Raw genomic sequence first — 17,533 nt, forward strand, 5'->3', positions numbered from 1 at the left:
TTTCGGACGTTCGATCCCTTCGGGCCACGCCAGGTCTTCGGGCCAGATTTTGGAGAACCCAATTACCGCGCGATCGATGCTCCGCACGTTGCACCCCTTTCCGGAACGTAAGTTCGCCAGAAAACGAGTGTGACAGCCGAGGTTTGTAGACAGGCCCGAATCGGAAAACTTGGACCCCTCCTTCAAGGTGTCTGCCAAACGCAGGACAGTATCGATGTTCATCGCTCCGCACCTAAACTTGTAAAAATACCAACTTCACATTTTGTATAATTCCAGAATTCCCGCTCTTCAAGTGAAAGTTGGAAAAAATACAACAAGCAAAAATTGTGGAATGTCCCAGTGGGGTGACGCGGGTATTGCGGACTGCAACTCGTGTCAGAAAAAGTGACATAGTGAGCTAGCGCGCCCGCCTGTGTTGTGATGAAGGTTATCCATGCCAGAAGTGACTTCGCTCGAACCCAAGGATCTATTTGCAGTTCTCGACGCTCGGCGTCGTGAACTCGGCCTGTCACAGGTTGAGCTTTGTACCCGGGCTTTCGGCGAGGGTGCAGCAACCGACACATGGCAAAACCTTCGGCGCGGCGCATCTATCAATCAAACGAGGTTGCTGGCGCTTTTGCACGCCCTCGGAATTCGTTTGAGTTTGGACCCGATCGAGGACTTTGATCCGGCCGAGCAAAAGTCGGACTTGCAAAGTCATCAACCTGACAGGCCCGATTTGGTCGTCACCGACAAGTACGGCAATCGCACAGAGTTTGATGTGAAAAATCATCAATTCCCAGAAGCCGAATTTCTGCAGGCGTTCGATAGATTTAGGAAAAGTAGATACACCCCAGTCAGCCTTGTGAGCTTAGACGGTTCGGACGACGCCACTGATGAGACCGGGTCGGATCCAAATGCTGCCTACAATGCTTTGAAGCCGCGGAGCGAATTTGAGAGCCAACTGGTTAAAATCTCCGCCAATCACTGGCAGGTCAAAACGACCCTGCGGAGAGCTCCGCAAAAGAGGGACCGCACGATCAAAGAGCAGTTGGCCGAGTTCGTTCCAGTTGCGTGGGTGGACAAGCAGCAGGATGCCGAGCCAATCCAGTTTCGGAGGTCTTGGTTCATGGAAGCGGGGATCGACCCCAAAAGCTGCCGCCTACTGGTAGCGCCCGACACCACTGTGATGATGCCGACGATACCACCGAATTCCTTGGTCATGATCGACGTACAAGCTCCAGTCGAAGGGGCTCGGCTAGCGGCATTTGAGACCGGCATGCTTAACGTTGGACTACTGAGTGATCGCAGAAGAAATAAGGCAGCAACGACTCGCACGTCCAACGTTACTATCGCTCGAATGTTGCCGACAGATAATCATTGGATATTGAGCTACGATGCTGTCGGCAGGATTCCTGAGCTCTACGACCTTGAGGCAGCTAGAATGGCCTATCTCGGGCAGGTCATTTGGGTGGGGAGCCGTCTTTATTGAGAGCAGCGCTCCTTTTCGCATTTACAATTTCGTGCAACAGCTCGTTCGCCTCGGCTGACGACGTGGCGAAGACTTGCGAGGGCGTCGAGAGCGTCGTCTCGCTGGGCTATGTGGAACTGGCCACGACCGGCAGCAAAGAAGCGTCCGTATACTGGCGCGGAGATGGCTGGATCGGTGATCTGATCCTGACCGCGATCGAGCGCATGACAGCCGACGACGACATGAGCGGTGCGGACGTTTTGAAGATCTTCAGCTCGGCATGCGTCGACGCCTCAGGCGACTACGCCGAGATGATGGCGCTGATAGAAGAGGGCATCGAGTAGACCGTTCCCGGTACGCTGTGTTGAGTAGATGAGTTATGAGAGTGACATTCTTCGCAGCTTTAACGGTGCGTCTCCCGCAAGTAGCGGGTGCGGCCGATCTGCCAGCAGTTTGTGGACCACTCTAAGAGATCGCTGAACAGACTTTCGAAGAGCTGATCCTTGATCCTGATCGGACCCACGGCAGCACTTGGGAAGGCAACGACTCTGTTTTCGGCAGCTTGGTCGAACTGGTTGCGTTCGGTGCTGACCGAGACAACGCCGAGGCGGCGCAAGCTAGCGCGGCGCTCATGTTCCTTTGCAGTGCAATTCGAACTAAAAACAGTTCCCAGTTCCAATCACCATATATCAACCCGAGCATTCGCCTAAGGGTTTGATGTAGTTGGGAAATAGCTCTTTCTGGGAACTCGCTTCAGAAGTTGGCCCCAGAGTTCCCAGTTCGGAGGGACCGAACTGGGTCCTGCAAGCTAGTTTATGATGCGTTCAGTCGTCGTTTAAGCCTTTTTTAAAAGGCTATAAGCGCCTGTCGTTTAATTCCTGCAGTCCGGCACTCGTGGCTTTGTATTTTCTCTGATCCGCGCGATTTCCGGCCGCACTGCAATTATTGGCGCAATGCAGGGGCCACATCGGACACGCCACGCATAGGCCTTATTTTTCAAGGCTCTGTCCGAGTTCTTCCGAGAACCTCCGGCCTCTTCCGACTACTGCAAGTATTACTGTCTCCGTACAAAGGCGGCTCTATTTGCCAGATTGACGTTGACGGAAAGCGGGTGAAAAGTGATCTCATGACATTCGACTCCCGCATCACCCGACTACCCCGTGCCTACGAACCCGACCGCGCTGCCGATACGCTCGCGGTGCTTCCAGAGGTCACAGGCGTCATGCGCGATCTTCTTTACGGCATCGCGGGGAGCAGCCCGTACCTCGCGGGTCTGATGCAAAAGGAAGCGGAGTGGTTCTTCGCCGCGCTGGATGACCCAGAAGCTTCCGTGGCGGAAATTCTCGAACTTGTGCGTACGCTTGAGGTCGATCAGCTGCAAAGCGGCCTGCGTCAAGCGAAACGGCGGATCGCGCTGATGAGTGGCGTGGCAGATGTCGGCGGGGTCTGGGGGCTGGAGGCTGTGACGGGCACGCTGTCCAATTTCGCCGATGTGGCGGTCGATACGGCGCTCAAACGGCTCGTCGGGGCAGAGATCGCACGCGGGAAGATCCCCGGCATGACCGACGAAGATGCGGCAACCGCTGGCGGGCTTTTCGCACTCGCGATGGGCAAGGGCGGGGCGGGGGAGTTGAACTATTCCTCCGACATCGACCTGATCGTGCTGTTCGACAACGACCGTCTGGACGAAGACAACTACGACGACGCCCGCGCGTCCTTCATCCGTGCGACGCGCAAGTTGACCACTTTGATGTCCGAACAAACGGCCGAAGGTTACGTGTTCCGCACCGACCTGCGCCTGCGCCCAGATGCAAGCGTGACGCCGGTATGCCTGTCGATCGCGGCGGCGGAGCACTATTACGAGAGCGTTGGCCGGACGTGGGAGCGCGCCGCTTACATCAAAGCGCGATCTGCCGCCGGTGATGTGAAGGCCGGCGAGGCGTTTCTGGAAACGCTCCGCCCGTTCGTCTGGCGCAAGCACCTCGACTTTGCCGCCATTCAGGACGCACACGACATGCGTCTGCGCATCCGTGACCACAAAGGTCTGCACGGCGCACTGAACCTCGACGGGCACAATATCAAATTGGGGCGGGGCGGCATCCGCGAGATCGAATTCTTCACCCAGACCCGCCAGTTGATCGCTGGTGGCCGTGACCCCAGCCTGCGCGTGCGCGAAACCCGCCGCGGTCTGGATCGACTTGCCGCTGCGGGCTGGGTCGAGGCTGATGACGCGGTGAAACTATACGATCATTACAGCTTCCATCGCGAGGTCGAACACCGCCTCCAAATGATAAACGACCAGCAGACGCATACGCTCCCGAACTCGGTCGAGGGCTGGGAGCGTCTGGCGGCGTTCATGGGCCGCGACGTGCCTGAACTGCGGGCAGAGCTGGAGCAGCGCAGCCACGAGGTCCACGCGCTGACCGAAGGGTTCTTTGCCCCTGACGAACCCGCGCCCGCTGCCGACACCTTCGGCAAGGATATCGAGGCGGCGTGGCTGGGCTATCCCGCCTTCAGGTCCGAACGTGCGGTCGAGCTGTTCAAACGCGTGCGGCCAGAAATCTTCGAGCGCCTGAAACAGTCGGCCAAGCCCGAAGAGGCACTTCTGCAATTCGACGGCTTTCTCAAAGGCTTACCCGCTGGAGTTCAACTGTTTTCACTGTTCGAGGCGAACCCGCAGCTCACCCGTCTGATCGTCGATATCTGCGCCACGGCGCCCGCGCTCGCACAGTATCTGTCCCGCAACGCATCCGTTTTCGACATGGTGATCGGCGGCAGTTTCTTCGACCCGTGGCCGTCCGTGGATGACCTTCGTCAGTCGCTGGCCCGGTCTATGGCCGAGGCAGAGGACTACGAATCCAAGCTGAACATGGCCCGCCGCTGGATGAAGGAATGGCACTTCCGCGTCGGCGTTCACCACCTGCAGGGCCTCGTGTCCGCGCAGGAAAGTGGGGAGCAATATAGCGATCTAGCGGAGGCTGTGATTTCGGGCCTCTGGCCCATCGTCGTCGATGAATTCAGCAGCAAGCACGGCACGCCGCCGGGACGCGGTGCGGTCGTGCTCGGCATGGGATCGCTCGGCGCGCGACGGCTCAATGCGGGCTCCGACCTCGATCTGATTATGATTTACGACGCGGATGGAGTGGAAAATTCCGATGGGCGCAGGCCGCTGGGAACGCGCCCCTATTACGCCCGCCTGACCCAAGCGCTGCTGACCGCTGTCACTGCGCCGATGGGTGAGGGCAAGCTTTACGAAGTCGACATGCGCCTGCGCCCTTCGGGCCGTCAGGGGCCGGTGGCGACCTCGCTTAATTCATTCGACATGTACCAGCGCGACGAGGCGTGGACGTGGGAGCACCTTGCGCTCACCCGTGCGCGACCCATCGCAGGGGCGGAGGATCTGGCAGAGGAAGTCGAGGCGCTCCGCCAGCAAATCCTCGCAGAGAAATCCAATGGCGAAACCGTGCTGACCGACGTGGCCGACATGCGCCGCCGGATTGCCGAAGCAAAGTCGCCGCAAGGCGCGTGGGACGCTAAAATCGGGGCAGGGCGCTTGCAGGATGTGGAGCTCTGCGCGCAGACCGCCGCGCTCCGTGCTGGGTCCGATGCCCGCAATGTGCCCGAGCAGATCGCTGCCGGTGTCGCCTCCGGATGGTTCAATGCCGCGGATGAAGCTGCCTTGTGCAACGCGGCCAATCTATTCTGGCAATTGCAGGCCGCCGCGCGGCTGCTCACTGGCGGCAAGCTGGAGCCCGATGAGTTGGGTGAGGGCGGACGTCGATTTATTTTGCGGGAGACCGGCTTTGCGGATACCGAGGCGCTACGCATCGCGATGGACGACACGGCAAATGCGGCCGACCAGGTTATCTCTCGCCTCTTGGAATAGGCGCCACATGGCTCAAGACGATATCGACCCGACGGGTCTGATCCGTGAATCCTACCGTATCGACGGGATCACTCTCGAAGAATGCCGCAGCATTTTTTTTGACTGGGCGCTGAAAACACCGCTCGGATCGGACACGAATGCCAACGTGCGTGGCCTTCTGGCCCGCTACGAGGGCGGCAATCCGCATCACCCGATGACCGGCGTGCTGAAAGAAGCGCTGGACCAGCCGACCGCACCAAAGCGTCGCGGGGGTCGTTCGGCGCGCGTGACCGACCAGCAGTAAACCGGCAGGCGCAGCGGTTATTCCGCTGCGGCCTCCAATGCGGCGATGTCGAATTTTACCATCTGCATCATCGCCGCCATCACCGCGTCCGCTTTGGGACCGGCGATCAGGTCGAAAAAGACCTTGGGCACGATTTGCCACGACACACCCCAACGGTCGGTGAGCCATCCGCATTGCATCTCTGTGCCGCCTTCGGAAAGGCCGGCCCAGACGCGGTCAATGTCGGCTTGGGTGTCGAGCTTCACTTCGATCGAGGCAGCGGGCGTCAGTTTGTAATACGGCCCGCCATTCAGCAGGCTGAACTTCTGTCCACCGATTTCGAGAGATACCACCAGCGCTTCGTCAGGATTGTCGAATTTCGGCTGGGTGTGCGTGACGCGCGCGTCGGGAAATAGGGTTTGGTAGAAAGCGGCAGCCTCAGCGGCGCCGCTTTCCAACCATAAGCACGTGCTGGTCGGAGTTGTCATGATGAATGCCCCCTTTTGGCTGCTGTCACCCTGCGCCTCCGTTAGCGTTCTGGCAAGTCAGCGCTTGAGCGCTGCCGCTTCGCGGGCGAGGGCTTCGATGCCTGCCCAGTCGCCGTCCTTGACCATCTGGGCCGGAGCGACCCACGAGCCGCCGCAGCACAGCACGTTCGACAGCGACAGGTAGTCGTTCACGTTCTTCATCGAGATGCCGCCGGTCGGGCAGAACTTTGCCTGCGGGAGCGGAGCGCCGATTGCCTTCAGCGCCGGAGCGCCGCCGTTTGCTTCGGCAGGGAAGAACTTCATCGTGGTGTAGCCGCGGTCGAGCAGCTTCATCACGTCCGACGCGGTCGAGGTGCCAGGAAGGAGCGGCAGGTCATTGGCTTCGCACGCGTCGAGCAGACGGTCGGTCACGCCCGGCGATACGCCGAAGGTCGCGCCGGCTTTCTTGGCGGCTTCGACGTCCTGCGCGGTGAGCAGGGTGCCAGCGCCGACGACGCCGCCTTCGACCTGAGCCATTTCGCGGATCGCGTCCAGCGCGGCAGCGGTGCGGAGGGTGACTTCGAGAGCCGGAAGGCCGCCAGCGACGAGCGCTTTGGCCAGATCGGCAGCGGAGCTTGCGTCGTCCACGACCAGAACCGGAACGACCGGCGCGAGTTCGCAGACTTTGCGGGATTCAATGGATGCAGCTTCGGGCGTCATATTTTGTCCTATGCAGTAAAAAAGCCCGAGGCGGAGGAGCCTCGGGCGCTAAGATCAGACCACAACGGCAGCGCCGTGCGACGACAGGCCGACGTTCTTGCGGAACACGCCGAACAGCTCGCGGCCCACGCCGTTGCCGTTGCCCGACAGATCGGCGGTGACGGCGGTGCGGGTCGACAGATCGACGCCGAGCACTTCGAGCGTGCCCTTGGTCGCGTCAAGTCGGATCACGTCACCGTCCTGAAGCATCGCGAGCGGTCCGCCATCGGCAGCCTCGGGGCTGACGTGGATCGCAGCGGGAACCTTGCCCGATGCGCCCGACATACGGCCGTCCGTGACCAGCGCGACCTTGAGGCCGCGGTCCTGAAGAACCGCCAGCGTCGGCGTCAGCGAGTGAAGTTCCGGCATCCCGTTGGCCTGCGGGCCTTGGAAGCGGACGATCACCACGGTGTCCGACGTGAATTCGCCGTTCTGGAACGCCTTCTTCACGTCTGCCTGTTCCTGAAAGATACGGCAGGGCGCTTCGATGATGTGACGCTCGGGGGCGACAGCCGAGACCTTGATCACACCACGACCGAGGTTGCCTTCGAGCAGCGACAGACCACCGGTCTGGCCGAACGGATCGGCAGCGGGGCGGAGGATTTTGTCGTTCAGCGTTTCCGCCGGACCGTCCTCGTAAGCAACGCGGCCTTCCTTGAGCTTGGGCTCTTGGGTGTAACGATCCAGACCCTTGCCGGCGACGGTAGTCACATCGTCATGAAGCAGACCTGCGTTCAGCAGTTCCGAGATCATGAACTGGAGGCCGCCAGCGGCGTGGAAGTGGTTCACGTCGGCAAGGCCGTTGGGGTAAACCTTGGCCAGCAGCGGAACGATTTCCGACAGATCGTGGAAGTCCTGAAGGTCCAGCTCGATCCCCGCAGCACGCGCCATTGCGGGCAGGTGCAGCACGAGGTTGGTAGAGCCGCCCGTTGCCATCAGACCGACGAGACCGTTCACAAACGCACGTTCGTCCAGAACATCGCAAACCGGCGTGTATTCGTTGCCGAGCGCGGTGATCTGTGCGGCACGTTCGGTGCCAGCGACCGTCAGCGCATCGCGCAGCGGAGTGTTCGGGTTGATGAACGACGCACCCGGCAGGTGCAGGCCCATGAACTCCATCAGCATCTGGTTGGTGTTCGCGGTGCCGTAGAAAGTGCAGGTACCCGGACCGTGGTAGGAGGCCATCTCGGCTTCCATCAGCTTGTCGCGGCCCACTTCGCCGGTAGCAAACTGCTGGCGAACCTTGGCCTTTTCGTCGTTCGGCAGACCCGAGACCATCGGACCGGCGGGCACGAACACAGCCGGAATATAGCCGAAGGTCGCCGCAGCCATCACCAGGCCGGGGACGATCTTGTCGCAGACGCCCAGATAGATCGACGAGTCGAACACGTTATGCGAAAGTCCGACGCCGGCGGCGAGGGCGATCACATCACGCGAAAACAGCGACAACTCCATGCCGGTCTGGCCTTGGGTCACGCCGTCACACATCGCCGGAACGCCGCCAGCGACCTGCGCGGTCGCACCGACAGCGCGGGCGGCCTCGCGGATGATCGCGGGGTAGGTTTCAAACGGCTGGTGAGCCGAAAGCATGTCGTTATAGGCAGTGATGATCCCGATATTCGGGGCCTTTTCGGCAACGAGCGCGTCTTTATCACCGCCCATTGCTGCGTAGGCGTGAGCCTGGTTTCCGCAGGTCAGATGTGCCCGCCTCGGACCTTCGGCGGCAGCGCGCCCCATCAGGTCAAGGTAGGCAGTCCGCCGCGTCTCACTCCGTGCGACAATCCTGTCGGTCACGGCCTTGAGCGTTGGATGCAAAGCCATTCAAAGATTCTCCCTCTCTTCTCGCGGCCAGCCATAACAGATTGTGTTACCGCTAACAACACGGGCTAAATTTCGTCACATTTTCACGCGCAATTTTCCTTAAATTGTCGATCGTTTGACGCTTTCTCGCCCCTATCCATCAGTAGAACCTCAATACTTCAAAAGAATAGAGCACAAAGTGCCAGTGAAATGGAGTTCGGAACATGAAGGTGTTACGTTATGCTATGTTAGCATGCGTCGGCGTGTCTGTAGCCGGCTGTATGCAGAGTGAACCTGCTTCGCGGAACATCACATTCGATGGTCCGCTTCTTACGGCTGAATCCGTAGAGATGAGGCCACAGTCTTATCGTCTGACCGACGTGCGTGTGAATGTACCTCAGAATCTAGTCGTGTCTGAGGCAAATTCAATCAAACCGCGCGCGGATATCGTCTGGCGCGGGGACATCGGTCTCGACCGTCACGCACAGATCAAGCAGTTGGTCGAAGAGGCAGCCGCACGAGGAGTAGAGACCTCGGAAGGCGAATTGCCTGTCATCGCCGAAATCGAACTGCAAAAGTTCCACGGTCTGACCCAATACACGCGTTATCGCTTCAACGGTGACTACGACATCCACTTTTCGCTGACGCTGCGCGACGCGCTGAGCGGCGAGGTGCTGGAAGGTCCGCGTCAAGTCGAATTCAGCATCGATAGCCCCGGTCCGCGGGCTGTGACCGCTGCCGAGGCGCGCGGCTACACCGAACGCATGTTCGTGCTGGATAACCTCGGCCCGCTGATCGCTGCGGAACTCAACTAACGCTCTTCCCGAGTGCTTTGAAAACGGGTAGGAGGGCGATATGAACGCGCCCTTACTCCCCGTTGTCCGCCTGATGCCCAAAGCCGATGCCCGTGCCATTCGTCACGGCTTTCCTTGGGTGTATTTAAACGATCTGGTTACCGACCGCCGCACTAAGGCGATCGAACCCGGAGCTGTTGCGATCCTTGAGGATGCCGAACGCACGCCGATGGCGCTCGTCGCGGTCAACCCTGACTCGCGCATCATCGTGCGCGTGCTGGATCGCAATATCAACGCGGTCATCGACGAGGCGTGGTTTGCCGCCCGTCTGTCCAAGGCGCTGGCGCACCGTGAGCGTATCTTTGCGGAGCCGTTCTATCGTCTCATCCACGCGGAGGCCGACGGCCTACCGGGTGTTGTGATCGACCGTTTCGGCGATACCGCTGTCGTCCAGCCTAATGCGGCGTGGGCCGATGTGCGTATCGACATGCTGGTGGCCGCCTTGCAAAAGGTGACCGGCGTTTCGACGGTCATCATGAACGGCTCCGGCCGTGCGCGCGGGCTCGAAGGCCTGAGCGAAGAAATCAAAGTCGCGGCTGGCGAAGCGCCGACCGCGCCGATCCCCGTTCCGATGAATGGCGCGATCTACATGGCCGACGTCATGGGCGGCCAGAAAACCGGTCTGTTCTACGACCAGCGCCCGAACCACGCGTTCGGTCAGATGCTGTCCAAAGATGCGACCGTCCTCGACGTCTTCAGCCACGTTGGTGGCTTCTCGCTGGCCGCACTGGCTGGCGGCGCTGCGTCGGCGCTTGCCGTTGACGGCTCCGCGCCTGCACTGGCGCTTGCGACCAAGGGGGCCGAGGCCATGGGCGTGGCCGACCGTTTCGCGACCCGTCAGGGCGATGCGTTCGATACGCTGGCCAAACTGAACGAAGAGGGCGTGCAATTCGACGTCGTCGTCTGTGACCCGCCCGCGTTCGCGCCGTCCCGCAAGGTGCTCGAAACCGGTCTGCGTGCCTACGAGCGCGTGGCAAAGATGGCCGCTCCGCTGGTGAAAGAGGGCGGCTATCTGGTGCTGTGCTCGTGCTCGCACGCGGCCGAACTGTCCAAGTTCCGCAATGCATCGGCTCGCGGTATTGGCCGCGCTGGGCGTTCGGCGCAGATTATCCACACCGGATATGCTGGCCCCGATCACCCGCTCATGCCGCAACTGGCAGAAAGCGGTTACCTCAAGTCGGTCTTCTTCCGTCTGTGAGGCTGCTGCTCGACGCCTGCGTCCTGTTTCCGACGGTGATGCGCGAGGTGCTGCTCGCCACCGCAGAGCGCGGCCTGTTCGAGCCGCGCTGGTCCGCGCGTATCCTCGAAGAATGGGCGCGCGCGACGAATAAACTCGGACCTGGGGCGGAGACGATCGCGCGCGGCGAGATCGCGACGATGAAGGTCCGCTTTCCCCGCGCCGAGGTCGAAATCCCGCAAGGGTTGGAGGCTCGCCTGTGGCTGCCTGATCCCAACGACGTTCATGTGCTGGCAGCGGCCATCGGCGCCCACTGCGATACGATCATCACGATCAACGCATCCGATTTTCCGAAGAACATCCTGGCGGAAGAGGGGCTGACCCGCCTCGATCCCGACCAGTTGCTGATCCAGCTTTACGCGGATCATCCCGCCGCCGTCACCGATGCCGCCGAGGCCGTTCTCGCCGAAGCGCGCCGCCTGTCGGCGGAGCCGTGGGAAATGCGGTCGCTGCTGAAAAAGGCACGCCTGCCGCGTCTGGCAAAGGCGCTGACACGTTAAGCCCAGTTGCGGGCGTTTTTCTCGATCGCCGCGATGCGGTCGGGCGTTGCCGGATGGCTGAGAAGCCACGACGGTCCCGCGCCGCTCTTGCCTGACAGTTTGTCGAGTTTCTGGAACATGCTCAGCTGCGGCCCTGCGCCGATCCCCGATTTGATGAGCAGGGCAGTCGCGTAGGCGTCCGCTTCGTATTCGTCGGAGCGGGACAGTTTCGCCGAAAGCAGCGACATCAGGCCCGACACAAGGTAGCGCCCTATACCCGGCAGGAACCGCCCGATGATGCCGGACAGCAACGAGGCCAGCAGGCTCTGCCCGCCGAAGTCCACCATCCGGCGGCGCGAATGACCCAGTGCAACGTGACCCAGTTCGTGCGCAATGACCGAGGTCAACTCGTCCGCCGTCACTACGCCGCTGCGCAGTTTCTCCAGAAATCCGCGCGTAATGAAGATCCGCCCGTCGGGCGCGGCAAGGCCGTTGATCGTCGGATCGTCCAGCATGAACACTTTCACGCGTTTCACATCCAGCGCCGACGCGAGCTTGCGCAACGCAGGCTCCAGTCGCGGCTCGACCAACTCGACCGAGTTCGCGTCGAGGTGTTTCCGCGTCCGGATGGCAGAGAACTGCCACATGACGAGGGCGTAGATGATTGGCAGGATGAAAGGCAAAAAGCGCAGCATAGGTGTTATATTGGCAGCCTTGCCGCGCGATGCAATCAGGTCTCGATGTCGCGGATCAGATGCAGGAGCAATCCACCCGCCAACAGCGCGAGCAAGCTTGCCGCAAGAAGGCCGCTGATGTTGCTCGCGACCTCGGCGATCGTAGTGATCTGGTCTCCGAACATGTAGCCGAGCGAGGTGTAGAGCGACACCCACACAACCTCGCCCATCGCGGACCAGATGGTGAAACGGCGGCGGTTCATGTCCATCGCGCCCGCGGCGAAGTTCGCATAGGGGCCGAGCGGGCTGAATAGCCAGCGCGTTAGGAAGATGCCGACAGCGCCGCGACGGGCCGTGAACTCGGCAGCGCGAGCGTAAAGCTTGCGGCGGTTTTCTTTCTTCGCGACGAAACGCTGAAGGTGCGTATCGCCGTGACGCCCGATCATGTACCCCGCTTGGTCGCCAAGGATTGCGCCGGTCAGGCACGCGGCAAAGGAGACCGAGAACTGGATATCGCCTGATGCCGCGAAAGCTCCGCATGCCAGCATCAGAAGCGAGGCGGGGATGGGGAAGGCGATGCAGGAGAGAAAATTGGTGATGAAGAAAAGCGGAGTGCCCCAAGTGGCGATCTGCGTCAGAAGCCATTCAGTCATCGATGACCCTCGCGCCTGACGAAGTCTTCGATGTTCTTGATGATGTCTTCGACAGGCACACCGCGCTCTTGGGCGATTTCCTCGATGCTGGCGCGGTCGGGAATGGACAGGTCGCTGGCGCCCGCGATGAAAATGACATCGCCGCGGTCAAGGTGCCAGACGTGGGCAATCATCCCCGGCGTCATCCAAGGCTCGATCCGGCCGCGTTTGCCGCGGTAGTCTTCCCAATGGCGCGTCTGGTCGAGGGTCCGCACGGCAAACATCACAGAGAACGTCACAGCTGCCACGAACAGCAGACTGATCACCGGATGTCTCACGATCAGTTTCGGAATCCGCCTCATCGGCCGAGCACCTTCATTCCCCGTTCAAGTCCTTCGAGCGTCATCGGTACCATGCGGTCGGTGCCGAAGATCTGTTGGATCATGCCAATAGATTGGGTGTACTGCCAATAGTGTTCGGGCACCGGGTTGATCCAGAGCGTATTGGGCCATTGCTCTAGCGCACGTTCAAGCCAGACGTGACCGGCTTCCTCGTTCCAATGCTCGTTGGCGCCGCCACGCGCCGCGATCTCGTAGGGGGACATCGAGGCATCCCCGACGAAGATGCATTTGTAGTCCGGCCCGTAGGTGCGCAGCACCTCCCACGTCGGTGTCTGTGCATTCCAGCGGCGTTTGTTGTCGCGCCACACACCTTCGTAGAGGCAGTTGTGGAAGTAGAAATGTTCGAGGTGCTTGAACTCCGCCCGCGCGGCGCTGAACAGTTCTTCGAGCACCTGAATGTGCGGGTCCATTGAGCCGCCGACGTCGAAGAACAGCAGCACCTTGACCGCATTCCTCCGCTCTGGACGGGTCTGCACGTCTAGGTACCCATGCTCTGCCGTCGAGCGGATCGTGCCGTCGAGGTCCAGTTCCTCGGTCGCGCCGTCACGCACCCATTTGCGGAGGCGCTTCAGAGCAACCTTGATGTTGCGGGTGCCAAGTTCGACGCTGTCATCGAGGTTCTTGAACTCACGCTTGTCCCAAACCTTTACCGCGCGCTGGTGGCGGGATTTGTCCTGACCGATCCGCACGCCTTCGGGATTGTAGCCGTAGGCACCAAAGGGCGAGGTGCCCGCCGTGCCGACCCATTTGTTGCCGCCCTGATGTCGACCCTTCTGTTCGGCCAGACGCTCGCGGAGCGTATCCATCAGCTTGTCGAAACCACCGAGCGCTTCGATCTCGCGCTTTTCTTCTTCGGTGAGGTACTTCTCGGCCATTTTGGCCAGCCAGTCGGCGGGCAGGTCGACGGCTTCCAGCACTTGTTCGGTGCTGATCTGTTCGATGCCAGAGAAAGCCGCCGAAAACGCACGATCGAAGCGGTCGAGGTGCCGTTCGTCTTTCACCATGGCGGTGCGGGCGAGGTAATAGAATTCCTCGGTGTCGTAGAGGGCCAGACCGGCCTTCAGCGCTTCGAGGAACGTCAGGTATTCGCGCAGCGTGACGGGAACGCCGCCCTTCCTCAACTCTTCGAAGAAGGGGAGGAACATCGTCAGCCCTGATAGCTGCGGTCGATACCGATCACGATGAACAGGCCGATGATGCCGAAGATCATGGCATAGACGGCGGCCCACTGGATCATGTCCAGAACTTTGCCGCCGCGCATTTTCGCACGAACTGCCCCTACGATGATGCCAAGAACGATGCCGGCAAGGGGGTAGATCATGGTGAAGCTCCTGTTAGCTCGGGTCCAGTCGCTCCACTTCTTGCAGACGCGTCCGGATGTTCTGTTCCGAGCCAAAGCCGTACCGTGCCCAGCCCAGACTGTCCAGACGGACCTGCTGTGCCTCGTTCCGGTAGCCGAGGTTCTCCAGCGCCTCTGCCTTGAACATCATGAGCGTCGCGAGCAGGGACGCGTTTTCATAGGCGGTGGCGATGGGAATGGCTTCGTTGGCGATGGCAAGCGTCTCTTGATCGCGGCCATGGGACAGGGTGTAGGCGGCGAGTTGGACAGCAACGTGGGCACGCTGCACACGGGCACCCGGATCGGCGCGATATGCCTGATCTGCTGCCAAAAACGCTGCATAGGCAGCCTGCGGATTGTTGGTCACGTTGAGGCGGCCATAGACGAAATTGGCAAAGCCTTCGCGGATATCGTTCCAGCCGAATGCGCGGGTCAGATTGATCGCGCGCTCGGACACCTGCTGGCGCTGGGCGAGGCCGTTAGAAGACGACAGGGCGTACTCCATCAGGTCGATCCAGTCGCGCGAGGTGCTGCTGGTCCGCGACGCCGTGCCGCGCTCTCCGGCGGGGTTCAGACGGGCGAGCAGACCCGGTAGAACCTCGGCGACCTGCTGGCGGCTCATGCCGCTGCGCAGTTCGGGCGAATAGAAGGCGCGGAGGACCAGCATGTCGAACGAGGTCAGGACCGCGTGCATGTTGTCGTCGTTGAAGATCGAGTCTGACAGACGATAGAGGTCGTTGAGCGGCCCGATGGCCTGCGCGAGCTCTTCATGCAGGCAGTCGCGGGTTTCCTGCGGTGAGACATCGGATGGCACGAACACGGTCGCCTTTTCGCGGGTCGTCACGGTCGCCCAGTCGACGGCGGGCGTACGGCGCATAGCGAGGAATTCTTGCCAGCCGCTGACGCGCGGGACCACGAAGCAGGCGGCTCCCGGAACGACGCGGTTCAGTTCACTGCGCGGGACGGCCTCGACCGTGATGGCGGCATTGGGCGCATTGTTGACGAAAATATTCACGCCGGCTTCGGTCTGCATCCTGCGGGTCAGCTTCAGAAGGTCGGTGACAAGCTGGTCGTTGTACTGTCCGGCGACCCTGACCGTGATCGGGCCTTCGAAGCGGGTGAAGACGGGCAGGGAGCGTCCGCTTTCCATCTTGAACGCGAGGTCGAGGAAATCCTGCGCAATAGACATGTTGGAACGGGTGAGCGGCATCCTGACAGGCGCACCAAAGGTCCGCATCGCAGGAAGCGAGCTGTCCATGGGCGCGGCGCGCGTTGGCTGGGACACTGGCGGTGTGGGCGTACATGCGGCGAGAACGCCCATGCTAACGGCGATCAAGGGGGCGACGAAGCGGTTCATGCTGCCTCCCCGACGCTATTGAAGTGTGCGTGAGTGGCGGCGGAAATTGCCGTCGCGAAGGGCAGGCCTTCGAAGTCGCGGTTTTGAAAATCGGCGCTTTGATAAACAAAAAACTCGGTCATTGGTTTGCGCTCTCCAGAAGAAAAGTCATTCCACTTTTCTGGAGGGCGAACCTGACTGCCTTGGGATGCGAGAGGGGCAATCTGACGACCAAACGGGGCATTCCCGTGTCATCACAGACGTGAGAGCAGCTGGTATTTCTTATTTAACAGGGGAAATTTCGGCGGAAATGGGGCTTCTCCACCGGATTGACGTATTTTGTTTTCGGTATTCGTCGCGGATGAGGCGTCAATGGCGCCGCATCAAGGGAATCGTTTACCCCTTGCGCCGCGCCATGAACGCGAGGCGTTCGAACAGGTGCACGTCCTGCTCGTTCTTCAGAAGCGCGCCATGCAGTTTCGGCAGCGCGTTCGACGCGTCTTTTTGCAGATCCTCGGGCGATAGGTCTTCAGCCAGCAGCAGGCGCAACCAGTCGAGCACTTCCGAGGTCGACGGCTTTTTCTTCAGTCCAGGCGTTTCGCGGATTTCGAAAAAGCGGGTGAGGGCGACAGTCAGCAGCTCTTGCTTGAGGTCAGGATAGTGGACCTGAACGATCTGGCGCAGCGTGTCGGCGTCAGGGAAGCGGATGTAGTGAAAGAAGCAGCGGCGCAGGAACGCGTCGGGCAATTCCTTTTCATTGTTCGACGTGATGATGACGATCGGGCGGTTCACCGCGCTGATCGTCTCGCCGGTCTCATAGACGTGGAACTCCATCCGGTCGAGTTCCTGCAACAAGTCGTTCGGAAACTCGATGTCGGCTTTGTCGATCTCGTCGATCAGCAACACGACCTTTTCGCCCGCCTCGAACGCCTGCCAGAGCTTGCCCTTGCGGATGTAGTTCTTCACGTCATTCACCCGCTCGTCGCCAAGCTGGCTGTCCCGCAGGCGGCTGACGGCGTCGTATTCATAAAGACCCTGCTGCGCTTTCGTCGTGGATTTGATGTTCCACTCGATCATCGGCAGCCCGAGCGAGGCCGCGACCTGACGCGCCAGCTCCGTTTTGCCCGTGCCTGGCTCGCCTTTGACCAACAGCGGCCTTTCGAGCGTGATTGCGGCGTTCACCGCAACGCGCAGATCGTCAGAGGCCACATAGCTGTCGGTTCCTTGGAAACGGGCTTGCACTACGGTATCCTTCCTACAGGGACTCGGGCAGGGGCAATGACGGCGAGTTTACCAGAACGTCATGTCGGCGAAAGCGTTTCGGCCAGTGGCCGCAGCGAAAACTTCGCAATGTTTGCCCGCACTTAACGCAAGGTGAAGCAACATGCCACACTATACCGTTTCGTTAGGCAATGGTGCCAATTGTGACGTGACATTTGTGACCCCAAGGGTTAAGTCAGCGTCACATTTCAAGGCTATGACTGGAATAGTCAATTGAGCGGCCAAGGCCCAAACAAGGAAGATAAGATGAAGGCGGAAACTTTCCTCCCCGACGACTATCGTCCGGCGGAAGACGAACCGTTTATGAACGATCGTCAGCTCGAATACTTCCGTCGCAAACTCCTCGCATGGAAGGCTGATATCCTCGAAGAAAGTCGTGACACGATTGAGGGTATGAAGGAATCGACCCGCAATATCCCCGATATTGCTGACCGCGCTTCCGAAGAAACCGACCGTGCGCTGGAATTGCGCACCCGTGACCGCGAGCGCAAGCTCGTCTCCAAGATCGACGCTGCCCTGCGCCGCATCGAAAACGGTGAATACGGTTATTGCGAAATGACTGGCGAACCGATCAGCCTGCGTCGCCTTGATGCACGTCCGATCGCGACCCTGACGCTCGAAGCGCAGGAACGCCACGAACGCCGCGAGCGGGTCCACCGCGACGACTGATCGGTAA

Annotated in this window: 19 protein-coding genes; 8 read left to right on the forward strand and 11 right to left on the reverse strand. The window is 60.5% G+C overall.

Annotated elements, in window-relative coordinates:
• The first annotated feature begins 433 nt into the window (after nucleotides 1-433).
• The 4 genes from IF204_RS03955 (at nucleotide 434) to IF204_RS03970 (ending at nucleotide 5,619) form a co-directional block, all read left to right on the forward strand.
• Nucleotides 434-1,471 carry a hypothetical protein gene (locus IF204_RS03955; protein ID WP_194094858.1) on the forward strand — a complete coding sequence of 346 codons (1,038 nt, stop codon included), beginning with the start codon at nucleotides 434-436 and terminating at the stop codon, nucleotides 1,469-1,471.
• 62 nt (nucleotides 1,472-1,533) lie between these two features.
• A complete protein-coding gene (locus tag IF204_RS03960) occupies nucleotides 1,534-1,794 on the forward strand; it encodes a hypothetical protein (RefSeq protein ID WP_194094860.1) in 261 nt (86 codons plus the stop codon).
• 782 nt (nucleotides 1,795-2,576) lie between these two features.
• On the forward strand, nucleotides 2,577-5,336 hold the full coding sequence (locus tag IF204_RS03965) for a [protein-PII] uridylyltransferase family protein (RefSeq protein WP_194094862.1): 2,760 nt from the start codon (nucleotides 2,577-2,579) through the stop codon (nucleotides 5,334-5,336).
• Nucleotides 5,337-5,343: 7 nt separating this feature from the next.
• The gene (locus tag IF204_RS03970; protein ID WP_167638484.1) at nucleotides 5,344-5,619 is read left to right on the forward strand and encodes a hypothetical protein; all 276 of its coding nucleotides are present in this window, start codon (nucleotides 5,344-5,346) and stop codon (nucleotides 5,617-5,619) included.
• Nucleotides 5,620-5,636: 17 nt separating this feature from the next.
• On the opposite strand, the gene IF204_RS03975 is transcribed toward IF204_RS03970, so the two are convergent.
• The 3 genes from IF204_RS03975 to edd are packed head-to-tail and all read right to left on the reverse strand — an operon-like array spanning nucleotide 5,637 to nucleotide 8,645.
• Nucleotides 5,637-6,086 (reverse strand): VOC family protein, encoded by a 450-nt coding sequence (locus tag IF204_RS03975; RefSeq protein WP_194094864.1) that lies wholly within the window; start codon nucleotides 6,084-6,086, stop codon nucleotides 5,637-5,639.
• Between the two features lie 57 nt (nucleotides 6,087-6,143).
• Complete coding sequence (gene eda, locus IF204_RS03980) at nucleotides 6,144-6,785, reverse strand: bifunctional 4-hydroxy-2-oxoglutarate aldolase/2-dehydro-3-deoxy-phosphogluconate aldolase (RefSeq protein ID WP_194094866.1); 642 nt, start codon at nucleotides 6,783-6,785, stop codon at nucleotides 6,144-6,146.
• Nucleotides 6,786-6,839: 54 nt separating this feature from the next.
• Entirely contained in the window at nucleotides 6,840-8,645 is a 1,806-nt protein-coding gene (gene edd, locus IF204_RS03985; RefSeq protein WP_194094869.1) for a phosphogluconate dehydratase, read from the reverse strand.
• A 329-nt stretch (nucleotides 8,646-8,974) separates the two neighbouring features.
• Between edd and IF204_RS03990 the strand changes: the two genes are divergently transcribed.
• Genes IF204_RS03990 through IF204_RS04000 form a run of 3 tightly spaced genes read left to right on the forward strand, consistent with a single transcriptional unit; the run spans nucleotide 8,975 to nucleotide 11,215 of the window.
• Nucleotides 8,975-9,439 (forward strand): DUF6778 family protein, encoded by a 465-nt coding sequence (locus IF204_RS03990; protein ID WP_322743253.1) that lies wholly within the window; start codon nucleotides 8,975-8,977, stop codon nucleotides 9,437-9,439.
• Nucleotides 9,440-9,479: 40 nt separating this feature from the next.
• On the forward strand, nucleotides 9,480-10,676 hold the full coding sequence (locus IF204_RS03995; protein ID WP_194094872.1) for an RSP_2647 family RNA methyltransferase: 1,197 nt from the start codon (nucleotides 9,480-9,482) through the stop codon (nucleotides 10,674-10,676).
• Nucleotides 10,673-11,215 carry an RSP_2648 family PIN domain-containing protein gene (locus tag IF204_RS04000; protein ID WP_194094874.1) on the forward strand — a complete coding sequence of 181 codons (543 nt, stop codon included), beginning with the start codon at nucleotides 10,673-10,675 and terminating at the stop codon, nucleotides 11,213-11,215. Before IF204_RS03995 ends, IF204_RS04000 begins: the two co-directional genes overlap by 4 nt.
• On the opposite strand, the gene IF204_RS04005 is transcribed toward IF204_RS04000, so the two are convergent.
• From IF204_RS04005 to IF204_RS04035, 8 genes are all read right to left on the reverse strand, one after another.
• Nucleotides 11,212-11,889, reverse strand: a complete 678-nt coding sequence (locus IF204_RS04005; protein WP_194094876.1) for a M48 family metallopeptidase — start codon at nucleotides 11,887-11,889, stop codon at nucleotides 11,212-11,214. The genes IF204_RS04000 and IF204_RS04005 overlap by 4 nt on opposite strands.
• 35 nt (nucleotides 11,890-11,924) lie before the next feature.
• Nucleotides 11,925-12,521: a DedA family protein gene (locus IF204_RS04010; protein ID WP_194094878.1), complete on the reverse strand. Its 597-nt coding sequence runs from the start codon at nucleotides 12,519-12,521 to the stop codon at nucleotides 11,925-11,927.
• Nucleotides 12,518-12,862, reverse strand: coding sequence for a hypothetical protein (locus tag IF204_RS04015; RefSeq protein WP_194094880.1), 345 nt, complete (start codon nucleotides 12,860-12,862; stop codon nucleotides 12,518-12,520). The genes IF204_RS04010 and IF204_RS04015 overlap by 4 nt, the downstream gene beginning before the upstream one ends.
• Nucleotides 12,859-14,046, reverse strand: coding sequence for a vWA domain-containing protein (locus IF204_RS04020; protein WP_194094882.1), 1,188 nt, complete (start codon nucleotides 14,044-14,046; stop codon nucleotides 12,859-12,861). The genes IF204_RS04015 and IF204_RS04020 overlap by 4 nt, the downstream gene beginning before the upstream one ends.
• Nucleotides 14,047-14,048: 2 nt before the next feature.
• Nucleotides 14,049-14,222: a hypothetical protein gene (locus tag IF204_RS04025; protein WP_194094884.1), complete on the reverse strand. Its 174-nt coding sequence runs from the start codon at nucleotides 14,220-14,222 to the stop codon at nucleotides 14,049-14,051.
• A gap of 13 nt (nucleotides 14,223-14,235) precedes the next feature.
• Nucleotides 14,236-15,597, reverse strand: a complete 1,362-nt coding sequence (locus IF204_RS04030; RefSeq protein ID WP_194094886.1) for a DUF2927 domain-containing protein — start codon at nucleotides 15,595-15,597, stop codon at nucleotides 14,236-14,238.
• The gene (locus tag IF204_RS20195; RefSeq protein ID WP_265588441.1) at nucleotides 15,594-15,719 is read right to left on the reverse strand and encodes a hypothetical protein; all 126 of its coding nucleotides are present in this window, start codon (nucleotides 15,717-15,719) and stop codon (nucleotides 15,594-15,596) included. Before IF204_RS20195 ends, IF204_RS04030 begins: the two co-directional genes overlap by 4 nt.
• Nucleotides 15,720-15,972: 253 nt before the next feature.
• Nucleotides 15,973-16,818: an AAA family ATPase gene (locus IF204_RS04035; protein WP_194094888.1), complete on the reverse strand. Its 846-nt coding sequence runs from the start codon at nucleotides 16,816-16,818 to the stop codon at nucleotides 15,973-15,975.
• A gap of 285 nt (nucleotides 16,819-17,103) precedes the next feature.
• Here IF204_RS04035 and dksA point away from each other — a divergent pair, with 285 nt between their 5' ends.
• Nucleotides 17,104-17,526, forward strand: a complete 423-nt coding sequence (gene dksA, locus IF204_RS04040; protein WP_194094890.1) for an RNA polymerase-binding protein DksA — start codon at nucleotides 17,104-17,106, stop codon at nucleotides 17,524-17,526.
• Nucleotides 17,527-17,533 lie beyond the last annotated feature (7 nt).

It is taken from the genome of Marivivens aquimaris (genome assembly GCF_015220045.1).
GTDB lineage: Bacteria > Pseudomonadota > Alphaproteobacteria > Rhodobacterales > Rhodobacteraceae > Marivivens > Marivivens aquimaris.

Bases quoted from the DNA above. Each gene is read 5' to 3' on its own strand.
- IF204_RS04015 (WP_194094880.1), bottom strand. From the start codon at position 12,862: ATGAGGCGGATTCCGAAACTGATCGTGAGACATCCGGTGATCAGTCTG.
- IF204_RS04005 (WP_194094876.1), bottom strand. From the start codon at position 11,889: ATGCTGCGCTTTTTGCCTTTCATCCTGCCAATCATCTACGCCCTCGTC.
- IF204_RS03970 (WP_167638484.1), top strand. From the start codon at position 5,344: ATGGCTCAAGACGATATCGACCCGACGGGTCTGATCCGTGAATCCTAC.
- IF204_RS04030 (WP_194094886.1), bottom strand. From the start codon at position 15,597: ATGAACCGCTTCGTCGCCCCCTTGATCGCCGTTAGCATGGGCGTTCTC.
- dksA (WP_194094890.1), top strand. From the start codon at position 17,104: ATGAAGGCGGAAACTTTCCTCCCCGACGACTATCGTCCGGCGGAAGAC.
- IF204_RS03995 (WP_194094872.1), top strand. From the start codon at position 9,480: ATGAACGCGCCCTTACTCCCCGTTGTCCGCCTGATGCCCAAAGCCGAT.
- IF204_RS03955 (WP_194094858.1), top strand. From the start codon at position 434: ATGCCAGAAGTGACTTCGCTCGAACCCAAGGATCTATTTGCAGTTCTC.
- eda (WP_194094866.1), bottom strand. From the start codon at position 6,785: ATGACGCCCGAAGCTGCATCCATTGAATCCCGCAAAGTCTGCGAACTC.
- IF204_RS03990 (WP_322743253.1), top strand. From the start codon at position 8,975: ATGAGGCCACAGTCTTATCGTCTGACCGACGTGCGTGTGAATGTACCT.
- edd (WP_194094869.1), bottom strand. From the start codon at position 8,645: ATGGCTTTGCATCCAACGCTCAAGGCCGTGACCGACAGGATTGTCGCA.
- IF204_RS03975 (WP_194094864.1), bottom strand. From the start codon at position 6,086: ATGACAACTCCGACCAGCACGTGCTTATGGTTGGAAAGCGGCGCCGCT.
- IF204_RS04025 (WP_194094884.1), bottom strand. From the start codon at position 14,222: ATGATCTACCCCCTTGCCGGCATCGTTCTTGGCATCATCGTAGGGGCA.
- IF204_RS04010 (WP_194094878.1), bottom strand. From the start codon at position 12,521: ATGACTGAATGGCTTCTGACGCAGATCGCCACTTGGGGCACTCCGCTT.
- IF204_RS03965 (WP_194094862.1), top strand. From the start codon at position 2,577: ATGACATTCGACTCCCGCATCACCCGACTACCCCGTGCCTACGAACCC.
- IF204_RS20195 (WP_265588441.1), bottom strand. From the start codon at position 15,719: ATGACCGAGTTTTTTGTTTATCAAAGCGCCGATTTTCAAAACCGCGAC.
- IF204_RS04020 (WP_194094882.1), bottom strand. From the start codon at position 14,046: ATGTTCCTCCCCTTCTTCGAAGAGTTGAGGAAGGGCGGCGTTCCCGTC.